Source organism: Streptomyces sp. NPDC058195 (assembly GCF_042883525.1).
In the GTDB taxonomy this organism is placed as follows: Bacteria; Actinomycetota; Actinomycetes; order Streptomycetales; family Streptomycetaceae; genus Streptomyces.
Genome location: NZ_JBHVVM010000004.1, coordinates 87,595 through 104,048, shown reverse-complemented (window position 1 = coordinate 104,048; position 16,454 = coordinate 87,595). Strand labels below are relative to the sequence as shown.

The following is a 16,454-nucleotide window of genomic DNA, read 5'->3' as shown; positions in this document are numbered from 1 at the left end:
CGTACGACCTCCAGCGGACTTGAGGTCAACGGCCGGGCGACCGGGCGGCGGCGGGAGGCCCGGCAGCGCCCTGGCGCATCGGCCCGTTCAGTCCAGTGCGCGGGCCAGGTAGGCCCGGAGCAGGACGCGGGTCTCGGCGACGATGGCCGGGTCGCCGGACGGGTCGGTGCGGAAGGCGAGCCGCAGGAGGGCGTCGGCTGCCTCGACGCAGACCAGGACGGTGCGGGTCAGGGCTTCGTCGGACGTGCGGCCGAGGTGGCCGCAGAGCAGTTCGGTGAGCCGGCCCGCGACCCGCTGGTTGGGGTCGTCGTCCCGGTCGTCTGGGGGCGGGGCACCGAAGTCCACCAGGGCGAATCCGGCCACGGAGCCCTTCATGGCCAGGTATTCGTCCAGGACGGCGTCGATGGCGCTGCGCCAGTCGTCGGCGGGGATCGCGGCCAGCCGGGCGGTGATGCGCTCGGCGTAGCTGTCCAGGTTACGCCGGGCCAGGGCATCGGCCAGGGCGCGCTTGTTGGAGAAGAAGCGGTAGACGGAACCGATGGGCACCCCGGCGCGGACGGCCACGGCCCGGGTGGACAGCTGGTCGTAGCCGGTCTCGTCGAGGAGTTCGGCGCAGGCGTCGAGTATCCGGGCGAGCCGTTCGGCGCTGCGTTGCTGTACCGGGGCACGGCGGAGGTTCGTGTTCGCATGGGGCACGGGCTCCATGATGCCGTGAGCCTCCTCCGCGGCGCGTGACGGTGCGTGGGTGTCAGGCGATGAGCAGCGACAGTCCGCCGAGGGTGTACGTGACCATCAGGACCAGCAGCGGGAGCTGGCCGGCCACGGCGCGGCCGGGCGGGAAGAGCCGTACGGAGCGGTCGTGGGCGGCGACGACGCCGAGTACGTGACCGAGGACGATCGCGGCGACCTGGAGCACGGCGACGCCGCCGGGGCCCAGGAACGGCGCGGGCGGGGCGGGACCGTCGGTGCCGGACGCCACCATGAGGGTGCGTGGGCCCTCGGTGACGAAGAGCGTGAAGTAGTGGGCGACGAGATAGCCGAGGGCGATCGGGACGAGCGAGTGGGCGAAGGCGGTGAGGGGGTGGTCGATCCGCCCGGAGATGAGCCGGACGGCTCCGGCGCACAGGGCGTAGAGGGCGGCGACGAGCGCGACGGCGCCGAGGAGTCCGAGGGTGGCCGCGGTGGTGCGGCCCAGGGGCGAGGTCTGGACGGTGGTGATCCAGGAGGGGGAGTCGGAGAAGCCGTCGTAGGCGGTGGAGCCGAGCATGACGCAGACGGTGGCGACGAGTCCCGGGTCCTGCGGGGTGGCGTCCAGTCCGTTGAACGGGGAGCGCAGCACGAGGCGGCGGTCGGCGGGGCGGCGGCCGAGCGGGGAGAGCCGGGCGAGCAGTGCGGAGTAGACCTCGAAGGCGTCGGCCCGGTCGAACCACCCGGCGCCGTGGCGGGCGGCGCCCGCGAGGTGGACGGCGGCGTAGAGGGCGAGGAAGAGCAGCAGGCTGCGAGTCGACGCGGGGTCGGGTGAGACGAGTTCGAGCCAGGTGAAGGCGAACAGTCCGGCGGCCGCGGGCCACAGGCCGAGCCGGGCGGGCAGCGGACGGCCCGCGGCGGGGTCGCGCCGCAGCGCCCGGCAGCCGAGGAGGTGGACGGCGCGCAGCGGGTTGAGCGTCCGCCAGACCGGCCCGAACAGCAGCGAGGCGGGGACGAGCCCCACCCAGAGCAGTACGTAGACGGCTCCGGGCCCCGGGTTGCGGTCCGGGTCGTCGGGGCCGAGGAGGAGGAAGAGCGTGACGTACAGGGCGGCGGCGAGTCCGAGGACGCGCACCGCGAGACGGGTGGGGCGGGCGTCCACGAGACGCTGGAGGGCGTGTGGCAGCGGGCGCCCCGCCCGGTCGCCGCTGAACCGGGAGGCGGACCAGAGCAGTCCGAGCGCGAGAAAGGAGACGAAGAGCGCCGCGAAGGCTCCGGCGAAGGCGTAGAAGGGGGACAGCGGCAGGTCGTGCTGGGCGCCGATGCCGTGGGCGAGGGCGGTCACCGTACGACGAGCTGGGTCAGGAGCAGGCCGGACTCGTGGGTCTCGACCTCGAAGAGCCCGCTGCGGTCGGCGGTGAAGGCGATCGTGACGGTCTTTCCGGCGGGGAGGCGGGCCTCCTTGTCGTAGCCGTGGACGTGGAGCGTGTCGGAGCGGTCGCTGCGGATGCGGAGTTCGACGGTGGTGCCCTTCTTGACCTCGGTGCGGCCGGGGCTGGGGCTGACCTTGCCGTCGGCGACCTCGACGGCGACCGTGGCACCGGGCCGGGGGCTCGCGGAGCGGTCCGGGGCGGGGCTGGCCGGTGCGGCGAGAGAGGCGGTGGCGTGTACGGGGGCGGCGTCCACGGCCCAGGCGGTGTGGTCGTCGGCGTAGAGGCGGGCGGTGAGCTTCGTTCCGCCGCCGGTGGCGCGGGCGAGGGAGGCGGGCAGGTGGTACCAGGGGCCGTAGACGCGGGCGAGGGGGCGGCCGTCCAGGAACAGCCGGGCGTGGCCGCGTCCGGGGAGAGCGGCGCCGCCGACGCTGTCCGGGGTGAACGTGAAGTTCCGCACGGTGAGGTGGACGTTCCAGCCGTCCTCGGAGTCCGGCCGCACGGCGAGGGTCAGTGAGGGGGCGCCCTCGGCGTCGACCTGGCGGAGCCGGCTGCCGGAGCCGTCGTCGGCCCTGAGCAGCCGGCCGACGCTGCCGCTGGCCTGCTCGTGGCTGGTGCCGGGTTTGTGGTGGGTGGTGGCCCGCCCGCCGCACCCGCTCGTGCCGAGGGCGAGGACCAGGGCGGCGAGCAGGGTGGCGGCGGCCGGGACGGGCCGGGTGATCCGGCCGGGGATGCGGGAGCGCGTCACGCCGCGCCTCCTTCCGGGGCGGTGGGGACGGGAACCGGGTCGGCGGCGCGTTGCGGCGCTTCGCGGTCGCCGTGGCGGGCGGCGGCGATCACCGCCCACACCACCCAGACCACGCCGAGCAGGCCCCGTACCCAGGCCGGGCTGACCGGTATCCACGGGATCATGAACACGGCCTTGTCCACGGCGTCGAGCAGGGTGAGCGCGCCCAGCACCACCGTGGTCCAGCCCAGCCACGGCCGCTCCCGCCGGAGCACGATCCCGGTGCCGGTCCACCACAGCCCCGTCAGCAGCAGCGCCAGCGCGGGCACATAGGTCGCGGTGAGCCCCATCGTCGCACCGGCCACGTCGAGGCCGAGGCCTGTCACGCCGAGGACCGCGGCCGCGGTGGCGAGCCTGCTGCCGCGCAGCCGGCGCCACCACAGCACCCCGCCGACCAGCCCGAGCACCACCGCGATCACCAGGGCGGCCTGCAGCTCGACGCGCTCGATGCCCCGTGCCCCGTACCAGTCGCAGCCGGCCGGGAGGCGGCGCGCCTGCACGTTGTAGTCGGCGCAGACGAGCAGTTGGGCGAGCTTGACCGGTTCGCCCAGGAGGCGGTCGGTGCGGGTGGAGACGGCACCGCGCTCGGCGCCGCAGACCGGCAGGGTGCGCGGCGTGGAGGCGCCGGTGTCGCCCTGCCAGCAGTTGTTCGCGCCCTGGCCGTCCCACCACACGTCGGTGCGGTTGGGCCGGGAGGTACCCGCCTTGTCCACACCGAGGTGGTTGCCCGCGTAGCGGTTGTGGTGCGAGGTGTCGGCCTGCTTGGACAGCGCGCCCTCGCCGCGGATGAAGGCGGGGACGGCGGTCAGGACGAAGGCGGCGCGCTTCTGGCCGTAGATCCAGTTGTTCTCGTACAGGTTCCAGTTGCCGCCCGCGGTGATGATGCCGGAGCCGGGCGGCATGGAGATCTGCGGGCAGACGACGCCCTGTTCGTAGCCGCGGTCCACGGGCGGTCTGGCGCAGGTGCCGTCCGCGACGTAGGGGTAGTAGTCGGCGTTGTTGTCGTGGATCAGGTTGCGTTCGAAGCGGGCGTGGTTCTGCGGCAGGCCGGGGTGGCCGGGGAAGGCGCTGTCCATCGAGGCGCCGCCCATGTTGTGGTCGAACTCGTTGTCGTGGACGTAGACGGAGTCGCCCGCCGTGCCGGAGTAGCCGACCATGTTGTGGTGGCTGCGGCAGCCGGTGATCTCGATGGAGTAGCGCGGTACGTCGTAGCCGTAGCGGTCGTTGATGTTGGAGGCGCTGCCGGGGTAGATGCCGGAGTCGCCGTTGCCGTACGACTCGCAGTTCTTGTACAGCCCGTGGTCGCTGGCGAAGGTCAAGAAGCCGTACTCGTCGTTCCACCGGGTGAGGACGTCGTCGATGACGAAGCCGTCCTGGGCGAGGACGTACAGGGAGTTGAAGGTGGTGCGCTGGGCGGTGAAGTTCTTGAAGTAGATGCCGTCGGACCTGTCCGAGCGGATCGCGTTGAGCTTCTGGTACTTGGCGTCGATGATCACATCGGTGCGTTCGGCGCCGGTGCCTTCGATCTGGAGGTCCTTCTTGCCGAGGATCGCCACCAGGTTCTGGTTGTGCGGGCAGCTCTTCTGCTGCGCGTACGACAGGATCTGGTAACCGAGCTGGGATGTGGGCGCCTTCAGCCGGGCGCACTCCCCCGCCGGCCTGGGCAGCGAGGGCTCCTCCTCGTACAGGCCGGGCAGGATGGCGACGTTCATGCCGGGCCGGTCGACGGCGTCGACGGCCTGCTGCAGATGGCGGAAGCCGGAGGCGCGGCACCGTTCGAAGAGCTTCAGGTTCCGGGCCCGCAGAACGGCGGGGAAGCCGGACACCCGGCGTTCGAAGTCCGCCCGGTCGGTCTTGCAGACCAGCAGATCGGGCTCGCCGGCGCGGTGCACCGGAACGCTGCCCTTCCCGTCGGGCAGGGTGACCGGACGCTCCTCGTGCGCCTGGGCGTTCGGCGTCGCGAGGAGGGCGGCGAGAAGCGCCGCCAGAAGCACCAAAAGTCTGCGTGTCCACGACATGGACGCGAGAGTAGAGCAATGTTCACCTTTTTGAACCCCCCGCGTACCGCACTTTCGAAACCGGCGGCGCACGAATGCCGTTGACTCTTCCCGGACCGATTCCTACGGTTACCCATAGGATTCCTTCGGCACCGGGAGCACACATGGGCGGCATCGAGCAGGCGCGGAAAACGGCGGAGGCGCTGGAGTACTCCGCCGGTTTCGGCAACGAGCACAGCTCGGAGGCGGTCGCGGGGGCGCTGCCGCACGGCCGCAACTCACCCCAGCGCGCCCCGCTGGGGCTGTACGCGGAGCAGCTGAGCGGCTCGGCCTTCACCGAACCGCGCGCCCACAACCGCCGCTCCTGGCTCTACCGGATCCGCCCCTCGGCGGCCCATCCGCCGTTCGTCCGGACCGGCAACGGCACGCTGCGGACCGCCCCGTTCACCGAATCGGTGCCCGACCCCAACCGGCGGCGCTGGAACCCGCTCCCCGAGCCCGCCCCCGGCACGGACTTCCTGGCGGGCCTGTGGACGCTCGGCGGCAACGGCGACGCCGCGCAGCGCACCGGCATGGCCGTGCACCTCTACCACGCCGACACCTCCATGACCGACCGGGTGTTCAGCGACTCGGACGGCGAGCTGCTGATCGTCCCGGAACACGGCGGCCTGCTGCTCCGCACCGAACTGGGCCTGCTGCGGGCCGAACCGGGGCACGTGGCGCTGATCCCGCGCGGCGTCCGGTTCCGCGTGGAGCTGCTCGACGCCACCGCCCGGGGCTACGTCTGCGAGAACTACGGGCAGCCCTTCACCCTCCCCGACCTCGGCCCGATCGGCGCCAACGGCCTGGCCAACGCCCGGGACTTCCTCGCCCCGCTCGCCGCGTACGAGGACGAGGACCGCCCGGTCGAGGTGATCAACAAGTTCTGCGGGAACCTCTGGTCGGCGACGTACGACCACTCGCCGCTCGACGTGGTCGCCTGGCACGGCACCCACACCCCGTACGTCTACGACCTGCACCGCTTCAACGTCATCGGTTCGATCAGCTACGACCACCCCGACCCGTCGATCTTCACGGTGCTGACCTCGCCGTCCGACACCCCGGGCCTGGCCGGTGTCGACTTCGTGGTCTTCGCGCCGCGCTGGCTGGTCGGCGAGGACACCTTCCGGCCGCCGTACTTCCACCGCAACGTGATGAGCGAGTACATGGGCCTGATCGAGGGCGCGTACGACGCCAAGACGGCGGGCAAGGGCGGATTCGTCCCGGGCGGCGGCTCGCTCCACAACATGATGTCGGCGCACGGACCGGACCGGACGACCTTCGACCGGGCGAGCGGGGCGGAGCTGAAGCCGCAGAAGATCGACGACGGCCTGGCCTTCATGTTCGAGACCCGCTGGCCGGTGACGACGACGGAACAGGCGGTGGCCGCCGACCACCTGCAGCACGGTTACGACGACGTGTGGCAGGGTCTGAGCCGCAACTTCCGGCCGTAGACGACGGCCGCCGACGAGAAGAAGACGCCCGCTCCCGCCGGGGAGCGGGCCGGTCCAGGACGAAAGGCCCCAGGTGCCCCAGACACCCAAGATCCCCCCGGGGCCCGCCTTCGCCCCCGACTCGCTGGTCCTGAACCGCAAGCTGCCGTTGTGGTACCAGGTCTCGCAGTCGCTGCGCGCCTCGATACTGGGGCGGGCCCAGGACGCCTCGGCACGGCTGCCGACCGAGGAGCAGCTCGCCGCGCACTACGGGGTCAGCGTCCTGACCATGCGCCAGGCACTCAAGGAGCTGGAGACCGAGGGGCTGATCAGCCGCCACCGCAGGCGCGGCACCTTCATCGAGCCGCGCGCCCGCCGGGTGTCCCCGGTCCGGCTGATGGGGTCGATCGACGCGATCGTGGCCCAGCAGTCGGGCGAACGGACCTCGGTGCTCGGCCACGGCCCCGTCGCCGTGCCCGGCGAGCTCGGCACGTACTTCCCCGGCTGCCCAGAAGTGGTCAGTTACCGCAGGCTGCGCCACGACGGGGAGAGCGACGAACCCACCAACTGGGCGGAGAACCTGGTGCGCCCCGAGGTGGCGGCCCGCCTGGACGTCGCCGATCTGGAGCGCTGGCCGATGACGAAGGTGCTGCGCGACCGGGTCGGTGTACGGATCGCGCGCATCACCGACACGGTCGAGGCGCGGCTGGCGGACCCGGCTACCTCGGACCTCCTCCAGGTCCCGCTGCTGAGCCCGATCCTCTTCTACACGGGCGTGACCTACGACGAGAGCGGACAGGTGGTCGACGTCGCCCAGATCCGCTACCGGGGCGACCGGTTCTCCTTCTCGGTCACCGTGGAGGCGCGCTGAAGGCCCTACGATGCCCACGGACGGGCGGCGTGGCGACGGGGAGGACGACACGGTGGCAGCACGGGCGGCGGGCGGCTCGGGTGACGGCCAGGACGCGGACGCTCCGCTCCTCGACGACCTCATGCCCTGGTCCGTACGCCCGCTGCGCACCGGCCGCCCCTGGGTGATCGCCCCGGACGCCGGTTCGCTCCGGGCGCGCTGGGAGCGGCTGGTGGGGGCTCCGGCCGAGGAGCGGGAGCGGCTGTTCGGAGCGACCCGTGCCCGCACCCCGCGGACGACGGTCGCGGCGCTGCCCGGCCAGGCCACCGGGACCGGGCGGTTCGCCCGCGAAAGGGGGCCGTGCCCCGAGCCGGTGCGGATCGCGCACGGCCCGTACGACGAACAGTGGCTGCTCCCCGACCACCGGCTGATCGATGCCGCCCGCCCCGAACTGTGGCGGGTCGCCGACGGCCACCAGCTCTTCGCCGTGGAGCACGGGCACGTGCCCCAGGACACCGGTCCCGCCCTGTCCGTGACGGGGCTGCTGCCGGACGGCCACTCCCCCGCGGGCCGTCCCGGCCGGATCCGGCCGCTGTTCCGGCGCCCCGGGGCCCGGGAGCCCAATCTGGCCCCCGGGCTGACCGAACTGCTGCGGGCCCGCCACGGGGCGACGGTGACGGCCCGTTCCGTGCTGGCGTGGGCGCTGGCGGCGGCCCGCCCCTCGCCCGCCGGTTGCGTGGTCCCGCTGCCCGCCGACACCGCCCGCTGGTCGGCCGGGGTGGAGCTGGGACAGGAACTGCTGCGGGTCCAGCTGCGGGGGGCCCGGGGCGGGGAGCGCCCCCGGCTGCCCGGCGGGCGGCGGCCCTATGTGCGGGCGGCGGTGCCGCCGGTGCCGGACGCGGTGACCTACGACGCGGACACCGGGACGCTCGGTCTGGGGACGGGCCGCATCGCACCGGTTCCGGCCGGGGCGTGGGAGTTCCGGGTGGGCGGGGTCCGGATGCTGGAGCTCTGGTTCGAGCGCCGTTCGGCGGCCGGGGCGAAGGACGCGGACGGCCTGGCGGCGCTCCGGCCCGGGGCCTGGCCCCAGGCGTGGACCTCGGAGCTGCTGGAGCTGATCACCCTGCTCGCCCTGCTGGACGGGCTGCGGCCCCGGCAGGAGGGCCTGGCCGCAGGCCCGTGCATCACGGCCGCCGAGCTACGGGCGGCGGGGGTCCTGCCCGTGGCCGCCGCCTCCCGGCGGCCCGCGTCGGTCCTGGGCCACCGGGAGGAGGGCCCGGACGGGCAGTTCGCCCTGCTCTGAGCGCCCGGCCGCGCCACTCGGCGGACTCGGCCGCCCCCGAGCCCGGCAGCCTCAGCGGCCTTGACGCTCTCAGCGCTCTCAGCGGTCAAAGGAGTCCAGCACCCGGCGGAGCGCCCGTTCGAAGACCCCGTCCAGATCGATCGGCCCGGGGTTCTCGGCGAATCCCGCCGCCATCCTCGGGTACTTCCCGGTCGCGATCTGGCTGATCAGATAGCCGGTGCGGGCGGCCTGTTCCTGCTCCTGGGACCAGGGCAGCGACCGCCCGCGCTCCTCGGTGGCGATCTCGTTGGCCACATAGGTGGTGACCACGCCGTTGACCATGGCGATGAGCTCCATCTTCTCGCCGAAGAGCGCGTCGACCCCGTCCAGGCAGCTGAGCGCGTACTCCAGGTACCGCAGAGCGTTGGGACTGAAGCCGTACACCGGCGACATCAGCCGGGGCGCCCAGGTGTGGCGGTGCATCATCGCGCGGGTCTGGTGGGCGAGCGCGACGAGATCGGCGCGCCAGTCACCCGACGGCTCGGGAAAGTCGTAGGCGGCGCTGACCGCGTCGAGCATCAGCTCGTACAGGTCTTCCTTGCGCGGCACGTAGTTGTAGAGCGACATCGTGCCGCAGCCGAGCTCGGCCGCGACCTTGCGCATGGAGACCGCGTCGAGCCCCTCCGCGTCGGCGACCCGGACGGCCGCCGCCGCGATGTCCGCCCTGCTGAACGCGGGCCTGGGGCCCCGGCCCGCACGCTCGGGGCGCGCCCAGATCACTTCGGGTACAGCGGGTCGCCCCACCATCGATCATCACCTCGCCCCCCATCGTAGTTACGTACACCGTACGTAGTGCGCTACGGTGGCCCGCATGACAACTACGTACGCTGTACTTAGTGAAGGTCTGGAGAAGCGGTACGGGGAGGTGCACGCCCTGCGCGGTCTCGATCTCGCGGTGGCGCAGGGGTCGGTCTGCGGGGTGCTGGGGCCGAACGGCGCGGGCAAGACCACCGCCGTCCGGGTGCTCACGACGCTGACGGCACCGGACGGCGGCAGCGCCCGCGTCGCGGGCCACGACGTGGTGCGCGAGGCGGGCGCGGTACGCGCGGCGATCGGGGTCACGGGGCAGGACGCCTCGGTCGACAGCGAACTGTCGGGGCGGCAGAACCTGCGGCTCTTCGCCAGACTGCAACGGCTGCGCGGCGACGCGGCCCGCGCCCGCGCCGACGAGCTGCTGGAACGCTTCGGGCTGGCCGAGGCGGCCGACCGTCCGGCCCGCACCTACTCGGGCGGCATGCGCCGCCGCCTCGACCTCGCCGCCAGCCTGCTGACCCGCCCCCGGGTGCTCTTCCTGGACGAGCCGACCACCGGCCTCGACCCGCACAGCCGCAACCGGATCTGGGCGGCGGTGCGGGAGCTGGCCGACCGCGGCACCACCGTCCTGCTCACCACGCAGTACCTGGAGGAGGCGGACCGGCTGGCCGACGACATCGTGCTGATCGACCGGGGCCAAGCCGCCCACCGCGGCAGCCCCGCCGAGCTGAAGGCCCGGATCGGCAGCTACGCCGAGGTGGTCGTCGCCCACGCGTCGGCCGTGGTCGCGGCTGCCGGGGTGCTCGACCAGCTCACCGGCTCCGCACCCGTGCTGGACCACGAGCGCCGCACGGTGGGAGCCGTCACGGCCGACGGCACGCTCACCCTCCCCCGGCTGATCCGCGCACTCGACGCGGCGGGCGTGCCGGTGGCCGATGCCGGCCTGCGCCCGCCGACGCTCGACGAGGTCTTCCTCCGCCTGACCGGCCGCGACAGCGGCCGTAGCGCCCCGCCACCGAAGGAGACGGCAGCATGAGCGGCACGGCCATGGACCACGCCCCGCGCGTCACGAGCACCCCCGTCGCCGACTGCCTGGCCGTGCTGGGCCGCCACCTCCAGCGCATCAAGGCGGCCCCGGGCGTGATGATCCTGACCCAGACCATGCCGATCACGATGCTGCTCTTCTTCGGCTACGTCTTCGGCAGCGCGCTGGCCGTGCCCGGCCGGGAGTACCGCGCGTTCCTGCTGCCGGGCCTGCTGGCGGCGACGGCCGCCAACGGCCTCATGGTCGGCATGTTCCAGTCCTCGCAGGACTGCCACCGCGGAGTGATGGACCGGTTCCGTACGCTGCCGATGAGCCGGGCCGCCGTGCCGTTCGGCCAGACCGCAGCCGATCTGCTGACCACCGCCGCCGGTATGGTCCCGCTGGTCCTCGTGGGGCTCGCGGTCGGCTGGCGGATCGAGGGCGGCCCGCTCGCGGCACTGGGCGCCTTCGGACTGTTGCTGCTCCTCAGGTTCGCCACGTCGTGGCTGGGCTGCTGGCTGGGGCTGCTGATCCGCAACGAGGAGATCGCGGGCCAGCTGGGCAGCGCCACCTTCGTGCTGCCGCTGCTGTCGAGCGCCTACATCCCGACCGGAAACCTGCCGGGCTGGATGCGGACGGTGGCGGAGTGGAACCCGATCAGCGCCATGGCCTCGGCCGCCCGCGACCTGTTCGGCAACGCGGCCCCGCAGGCCGGTGCCGCCTGGCCGGTCGCCCATCCGGTGGCCGGGACGCTGGCCTGGTCGGCGGTGCTGCTCGCGGTGTTCGTACCGCTGTCCGTACGGCGTTGCGCGCGCGGCGGCGGGTGACCGCGCCCCGGCCCGCCCGTACCCCATCCGCCCCGGTCCGGCCGCGGGGCGCCCGCCTCGGCCGGGCAGCTCACAGGGGCGGTCCAGGGCGCCGGGCAGCGCACGCACAGGGCGGTCCAGGGCGCCGGGCAGCGCACAGGGCGGTCCAGGGCGCCGGGCAGGCTGATGAAGCCCGGCTCCGGAAAGGCCCCCCGAGCCGCACCGCCGCTTCCGGCTCCGCACGCGGCCAGCCGGTCACGGCCTCCCGCGCGAACGCCCCAGGGCGCGGGCGGCGACGGCCCAGGGGAAGAGCGGCCCCCGCGAGATACCCGCCCGGCGCGCGCCCTCGTCCGTGGAACGTGCGTCCGGCGTCCGCCCGGCGAGCGCGCCCGGACCGATGGCGACCAGCTGGGCAGCCCGTCGCCCACCGGGGCCCAGGCACACCGCTCGCTCTTCGGATGTACGTACAGTCCAGAAGTGTTTCGGCGCCTCGCAGCGGGCCCGCGAACACAGCGAAGCGCTGCCGTGCGCCCCGGGGATGACAGGAGGGCGGACAGCAGCGCGGCGCCGGGATCGGGTGACCGCCCGCGGGCGGCCGTGACGCGTCGTCGTTCAGTGGCGGCTGCCGAAGAGCGAACGCCTCAGCCGCCGCAGCGGCGCGAAGAGCGAGACCCGCGCGCTCTTGCTCCGGCGGTGGCGGGCGGCGTCGCGCGAGGTGAGCTCACGCATCAGCAACGTCGCCTCCGCGGTGTCCCGCTGCGGCACGGCGGGGCCGCCGAGCACCGCGAGATGGCGGTCGAGGCGCGAACTCGTCGCACCGCTCCCGCAGGTGATGGCAGGCACACGCGGCCTGCTTCGCATCGCTATCTGTTCCATGTCACTCCCCACCCGTACGAGGGCACCCGACCCGGGCAGGTTAACCCTATCGTCCCGCGCCGACACTCGCGCATCCCGGTGACGGGATTACGTACACGCATACGGAGGTTGACTGCCGCTCAGGATTCCACCCGATGATCGGGCGGGCTGGACGGAACGGAAGCGGACGACGGCGTTCCAGTCAGGCGCCCGCGTCGCCCCGGAGCTCTGGGCACACCCCCAGAGCTCCGCGCCCGCTTCCCCGCGGCGGCGGGCAGGAGACCTCGGTGCACGGGATCTTCCGCCCGCCCGCGGGGTCAGGCCGCCGACCGGAAGGCGGGCAGGTAGCCGCTGGCCTGGCCAGTGGCGGTGGGGTGGTAGGACTCGCCGATGTTCAGCCAGTTGACGCTGTGCAGCCAGGCGCTCCCGGAGCAGATCTCATGACCGCTGAACTTCCCCGCGACGTCGACGTAGGTGAAGCCGTGGTTGGCGGCGCGCTTGGCGGTGGCCGCGTTGAGGTAGTCCGACGCCGAGTTGATCGCGGCGCGCACCTTGTCGCTCAGCCCGACGACGCAGCTCCCGCCGACCTGGTAGAAGCGCGGGTAGCCGAGGACGACGACCCGGGCGGACGGCGCCTTGGCCTGGATCGCCGTGTACACCGAATCGAGATTGCCGGGCAGGGTGGTGTCGACGAAACTGCGCGCCGTGGCGATCCGGCTCAGACAGGTGGCCTCGGACTGGAGGACACAGGTCGTCATGACATCGGCGAAGCCCGCGTCGTTGCCCCCGATGGAGAGGGAGACGAGATCGGTGGCGGAGCTGAGCGAGCCGAGCTGACCGGACTTCACATCGCCGGTGCGGGCACCGGAACAGGCGACGAAGGAGAACGAGGCGGGCGCGCTGGCGGCGGCCCAGAGGGCCGGGTACGCCTTGCTGCTGCGCTTGCAGCTGCCGCTGGCGCTGTCGTAACTGCCCGAGCCGACGCCGGAGGAGTACGAGTCTCCGAGCGCGACGTAGTCGACGCCCTGGACGGACGTCGCGGCGCTGGCGGTGGCCGCCCCGGTCAGCGCGAGGACGGCGCCGAGCAGGAGCGAGGACGAGAGCGCCGCGAGTCTGGACAGTTTCATGGGACCTCCAAGGACCGACCGACCGGACCTCCGTCCGGTCTACCGAGTACGTGGTAGCAGTCCGGCGCCCTCCACCGGAAGTGTCCATGCCAACTTGATCCAATCAATTCACATGCGCCGGGCGGCTCTTTGAGCGCACGTCAGCGCCCTGCGCGCCTCCGGCAGGGGGGACGGACGCGAAACCCTGGTGCGCCGGGCCTCCCGGTGCCAGATCATGGGGCCATGTCCGCCAACCCCGAGTCCGCGCTGCCGATCCGGCTCAACGTGGACGACAGCGATTCCCCGTCGGACGTCGTCGACGCGCTGTTCCTCGGCCGCTTCGCGACCGGCGAACAGCCCTACTCGCACAGCACCACGCTGGAACGCGTCAGAACGGGAGCGAGCCTGCTGCCGCCGGACGCCTCGGTGCTGCGCGCCGCCCGCGACGACGACCGCAGCGCCACACTCGCCGAGGGCGAGGGCTGGACGCTGCTCGCCTCGCGGTGGAACCGCGGCGCCGACGTCACGGTCACCGCCACCACCGCGGAACTGGCCCGGAAGATCCTCGACCAGGCCACCGACGGCGCCGTGGACGAACCCGAACCCCAGCCCGAGAACGTGACGATGGGCTTCTGGTACGTCTCCCCGCGCCGCGGCCCGCACCGCACCGCCCGGCAGATCGCCGCCGGCACCTGGGACGAGGTGCGGGGCAACTACACGGCGCCGGTGGCCACCGCCATGGACCGGCTGATGAAGGTCACCCCCGACGACATCGCGGGACGGCTGCTCCTGCTGCACGGCCCGCCGGGCACCGGCAAGACCTCCGCGCTGCGCGCCCTGGCCCGCTCGTGGCGGGACTGGTGCCAGGTCGACTGCGTACTCGACCCGGAGCGGCTCTTCAACGACGTCGGATATCTGATGGACATCGCGATCGGCGAGGACGACGGCACCTCCAAGGGCCGCTGGCGGCTGCTGCTGCTGGAGGACTGCGACGAGCTGATCCGCGGCGAGGCCAAGCACACCGCGGGCCAGGCCCTGTCCCGGCTGCTGAACCTCACCGACGGGCTGCTCGGGCAGGGCCGCAACGTCCTGGTGGGCGTCACCACCAATGAGGACCTGGAGCGGCTCCACCCGGCCGTGGTCCGGCCCGGTCGCTGCCTCGCCAGGATCGAGGTGGGCCAGCTGACCCGCGAGGAGGCGGTGGGCTGGCTGGGCACGGAGGACGGGGTCGGCCGCGAGGGCGCGACCCTCGCCGAGCTGTACGCGCTGCGGCGCGGAAGCGGCCCCGCCTCGGTGCCCCAGCAGGACTCCGGGGCGGACGCGGGCCTGTACCTCTGAGAGCGGCTGCCCGCGGCGGACTCACCCCGTCCCGCACGCCGCCCGCGGCGGACTCACCCCGTCCCGTACGCCGCCCGCAGCGCGTCCGCCGCCAGGGTCAGTGCCTCCTCGTGGGGCAGGCCGAGCCGCCGCGCCTGCTCCGCGTACGCCTGGGCGGCGGACGCGGCGTGCCGGTCCGCCGCGTCACCGGCGGCGGCCACGAAGGTGCCGTTGCGGCCTCGGGTCTCGATCACCCCGTCGGCCTCCAGTGCGCGATACGCCTTCGCGACGGTGTTCGCGGCAAGGCCCAGCTCCTCGGCGAAGCCGCGCACCGTCGGCAGTCTGAAGCCGACGGGCAGCTCGCCGGAGCGGGCCAGTTCGGAGATCCGCGTGCGCAGTTGCTCGTACGGGGCGATGCCGGTGTCCGGGTCAAGAACGATCTTCAGGGTCACGTTCCGATTCTCCCTCACAGCCGCCCCGCCGCCGGAAAATTCGGGGGCGCCGGCCGAGTCGCCCGCGTAGCGTCCGGCGCATGACTGTCATCGTTCGCGATTTCCTTCCCACCGACGCGGAGGGCTGGGTACAAGTGCGGCGGGCCGCACTGCCGTTCATGGTGACGACGCCCGAGTGTGTCGCCTTCGACCTGGCCTCGGCCCACCCGGACAAGCGCTACCGGCTGCTGGTCGCGGAGGAGGACGGGGAACTGATCGGGACCGCGCAGGTCGGCCTCGTCCACGACAGTCCCGAGCCCGGACAGGGGTTCTGCAACGCCTACACGCATCCGGACCGCACCGGACGCGGGGCGGGTGCGCTGCTGCTGCGCACCGCCGAGGAGCATCTGGCGCGGGAGGGCGCGACCTCGGTCTACACCTGGGTGCTCGACACCCCGTCCGACCGGGCCTTCGCCGAGAAGCGCGGCTACGCGCCGAGCCGTCCGGCGCACTTCCTCCATCTCGACCTGGCGGGCGGTTCGCTGCCGCCCCGTCAGGAGGTTCCGGCGGGCGTGGGGCTGCGGACCGCCGCGGACTTCGCGGATGACCCGCGTCCGCTCTTCGAGGCGGACGCCGAGACCACGGCCGACGAACCGAGCGACACCCCGGTGGAGCTGTCCGACTACGAGGACTGGCTCAACCACACCTGGCGCCATCCCGGGCTCGACCACGAGCTCACCTCGGTGGCGGTGGTGGACGGTGAAGTGGCGGCGTTCAGCGCGGCCGAGACCGACGGACTGACCCGGTACATGTCCGGGATGACCGGCACCCGCCGGGCGTACCGCGGCCGGGGACTGGCCAAGCTCGTCAAGAACGACTCGCTGCACCGGGCCCGCGCCGCCGGGTACACGGACGCGTACACCGGGAACGACGCGGACAACGGCCCGATGCTGGCGGTCAACCGCTGGTTCGGCTACGAACTCTGTGCCACGGAGGTGCGCCATGTCCGCAGGATCGGCTGAGGCCACGCTGGTCGTCGCCCTGGTGAAGGCCGGGCGCACCAAGATCAGGTACCCGGCCACGGCGGTCCGCGACGACGGCACCCGGATCACGGTGCGCGCGCCGTGGGCGGCGCCGGGGGTGCGGGACTTCGGCTTCGTGCGCTTCGAGCCGGGCGATGTGTTCACCGAGCACTACTGGCGTGACCGCTGGTTCGCCGTGAAGGAGGTCCGCACCGGCGCGGGCGGGCTCAAGGGCTGGTACTGCGACATCACCCGCCCCGCGGTGCTGCGGGACGGGGAGCTGCGGGTGGAGGACCTGGACCTCGACCTGTGGGTGTCGGCGGACGGCTCGTCCGTACTGCGGCTGGACGAGGACGAGTTCACCCGGAGCGGTCTGGCCGGGCGCGATCCGGAGGCGGCCGGCGCGGCGGTCGCGGCGCTGGACGAGCTGGAGCGCCTGGCCCGCGCCGGGGAGCTCACCTCGTTGCTGGCCTGAGCGCGGTGCCGGCCCGGCGGACCCCCCGGCCGCGCCCCGGCACGGGGGGGCGGGCCGCGGGGGCGGGGGGGGGGGAGAAGCAGGCGCGGCGGGGGGGGCC

16 protein-coding genes are annotated in these 16,454 nt (G+C 73.3%); 8 read left to right on the top strand and 8 right to left on the bottom strand.

Annotation, left to right across the window (positions count from 1 at the left end; all coding sequences use genetic code 11):
• Positions 1-87: 87 nt before the first annotated feature.
• Genes ACFVWY_RS06465 through ACFVWY_RS06450 form a run of 4 tightly spaced genes read right to left on the bottom strand, consistent with a single transcriptional unit; the run spans position 88 to position 4,922 of the window.
• A complete protein-coding gene (locus ACFVWY_RS06465) occupies positions 88-705 on the bottom strand; it encodes a TetR family transcriptional regulator (RefSeq protein ID WP_389867907.1) in 618 nt (205 codons plus the stop codon).
• A 43-nt stretch (positions 706-748) separates the two neighbouring features.
• Positions 749-2,032: a hypothetical protein gene (locus ACFVWY_RS06460; RefSeq protein WP_389867905.1), complete on the bottom strand. Its 1,284-nt coding sequence runs from the start codon at positions 2,030-2,032 to the stop codon at positions 749-751.
• The gene (locus ACFVWY_RS06455; protein WP_389867903.1) at positions 2,029-2,865 is read right to left on the bottom strand and encodes a hypothetical protein; all 837 of its coding nucleotides are present in this window, start codon (positions 2,863-2,865) and stop codon (positions 2,029-2,031) included. Before ACFVWY_RS06455 ends, ACFVWY_RS06460 begins: the two co-directional genes overlap by 4 nt.
• Positions 2,862-4,922 (bottom strand): right-handed parallel beta-helix repeat-containing protein, encoded by a 2,061-nt coding sequence (locus ACFVWY_RS06450; protein WP_389867901.1) that lies wholly within the window; start codon positions 4,920-4,922, stop codon positions 2,862-2,864. Before ACFVWY_RS06450 ends, ACFVWY_RS06455 begins: the two co-directional genes overlap by 4 nt.
• A 143-nt stretch (positions 4,923-5,065) precedes the next feature.
• On the opposite strand from ACFVWY_RS06450, the gene hmgA reads away from it, so the two are divergent.
• From hmgA to ACFVWY_RS06435, 3 genes are all read left to right on the top strand, one after another.
• Entirely contained in the window at positions 5,066-6,394 is a 1,329-nt protein-coding gene (gene hmgA, locus ACFVWY_RS06445; protein WP_389867899.1) for a homogentisate 1,2-dioxygenase, read from the top strand.
• A gap of 73 nt (positions 6,395-6,467) precedes the next feature.
• A complete protein-coding gene (locus ACFVWY_RS06440) occupies positions 6,468-7,244 on the top strand; it encodes a GntR family transcriptional regulator (RefSeq protein WP_389867897.1) in 777 nt (258 codons plus the stop codon).
• 52 nt (positions 7,245-7,296) lie between these two features.
• Positions 7,297-8,526: a type ISP restriction/modification enzyme gene (locus ACFVWY_RS06435; protein WP_389867895.1), complete on the top strand. Its 1,230-nt coding sequence runs from the start codon at positions 7,297-7,299 to the stop codon at positions 8,524-8,526.
• Positions 8,527-8,604: 78 nt separating this feature from the next.
• Here the strand turns inward: ACFVWY_RS06435 and ACFVWY_RS06430 are convergent, their stop codons facing one another.
• Entirely contained in the window at positions 8,605-9,312 is a 708-nt protein-coding gene (locus ACFVWY_RS06430) for a TetR/AcrR family transcriptional regulator (RefSeq protein ID WP_389867893.1), read from the bottom strand.
• Positions 9,313-9,376: 64 nt separating this feature from the next.
• Between ACFVWY_RS06430 and ACFVWY_RS06425 the strand changes: the two genes are divergently transcribed.
• The gene (locus ACFVWY_RS06425) at positions 9,377-10,354 is read left to right on the top strand and encodes an ATP-binding cassette domain-containing protein (RefSeq protein WP_389867892.1); all 978 of its coding nucleotides are present in this window, start codon (positions 9,377-9,379) and stop codon (positions 10,352-10,354) included.
• Complete coding sequence (locus ACFVWY_RS06420) at positions 10,351-11,169, top strand: ABC transporter permease (protein WP_389867890.1); 819 nt, start codon at positions 10,351-10,353, stop codon at positions 11,167-11,169. Before ACFVWY_RS06425 ends, ACFVWY_RS06420 begins: the two co-directional genes overlap by 4 nt.
• 591 nt (positions 11,170-11,760) lie before the next feature.
• On the opposite strand, the gene ACFVWY_RS06415 is transcribed toward ACFVWY_RS06420, so the two are convergent.
• On the bottom strand, positions 11,761-12,024 hold the full coding sequence (locus ACFVWY_RS06415; RefSeq protein ID WP_389867888.1) for a hypothetical protein: 264 nt from the start codon (positions 12,022-12,024) through the stop codon (positions 11,761-11,763).
• Positions 12,025-12,320: 296 nt separating this feature from the next.
• Entirely contained in the window at positions 12,321-13,130 is an 810-nt protein-coding gene (locus tag ACFVWY_RS06410; RefSeq protein WP_389867886.1) for an SGNH/GDSL hydrolase family protein, read from the bottom strand.
• 222 nt (positions 13,131-13,352) lie between these two features.
• On the opposite strand from ACFVWY_RS06410, the gene ACFVWY_RS06405 reads away from it, so the two are divergent.
• The gene (locus tag ACFVWY_RS06405) at positions 13,353-14,447 is read left to right on the top strand and encodes a DUF5925 domain-containing protein (protein WP_389867884.1); all 1,095 of its coding nucleotides are present in this window, start codon (positions 13,353-13,355) and stop codon (positions 14,445-14,447) included.
• A gap of 53 nt (positions 14,448-14,500) precedes the next feature.
• On the opposite strand, the gene ACFVWY_RS06400 is transcribed toward ACFVWY_RS06405, so the two are convergent.
• Complete coding sequence (locus ACFVWY_RS06400; RefSeq protein ID WP_389867883.1) at positions 14,501-14,878, bottom strand: GntR family transcriptional regulator; 378 nt, start codon at positions 14,876-14,878, stop codon at positions 14,501-14,503.
• An 80-nt stretch (positions 14,879-14,958) separates the two neighbouring features.
• Here ACFVWY_RS06400 and ACFVWY_RS06395 point away from each other — a divergent pair, with 80 nt between their 5' ends.
• Together ACFVWY_RS06395 and ACFVWY_RS06390 are read left to right on the top strand one after the other, a co-directional pair.
• Positions 14,959-15,879 carry a GNAT family N-acetyltransferase gene (locus ACFVWY_RS06395; RefSeq protein ID WP_389867881.1) on the top strand — a complete coding sequence of 307 codons (921 nt, stop codon included), beginning with the start codon at positions 14,959-14,961 and terminating at the stop codon, positions 15,877-15,879.
• Positions 15,860-16,354: a DUF402 domain-containing protein gene (locus tag ACFVWY_RS06390; protein ID WP_389867879.1), complete on the top strand. Its 495-nt coding sequence runs from the start codon at positions 15,860-15,862 to the stop codon at positions 16,352-16,354. Before ACFVWY_RS06395 ends, ACFVWY_RS06390 begins: the two co-directional genes overlap by 20 nt.
• Positions 16,355-16,454: the final 100 nt, after the last annotated feature.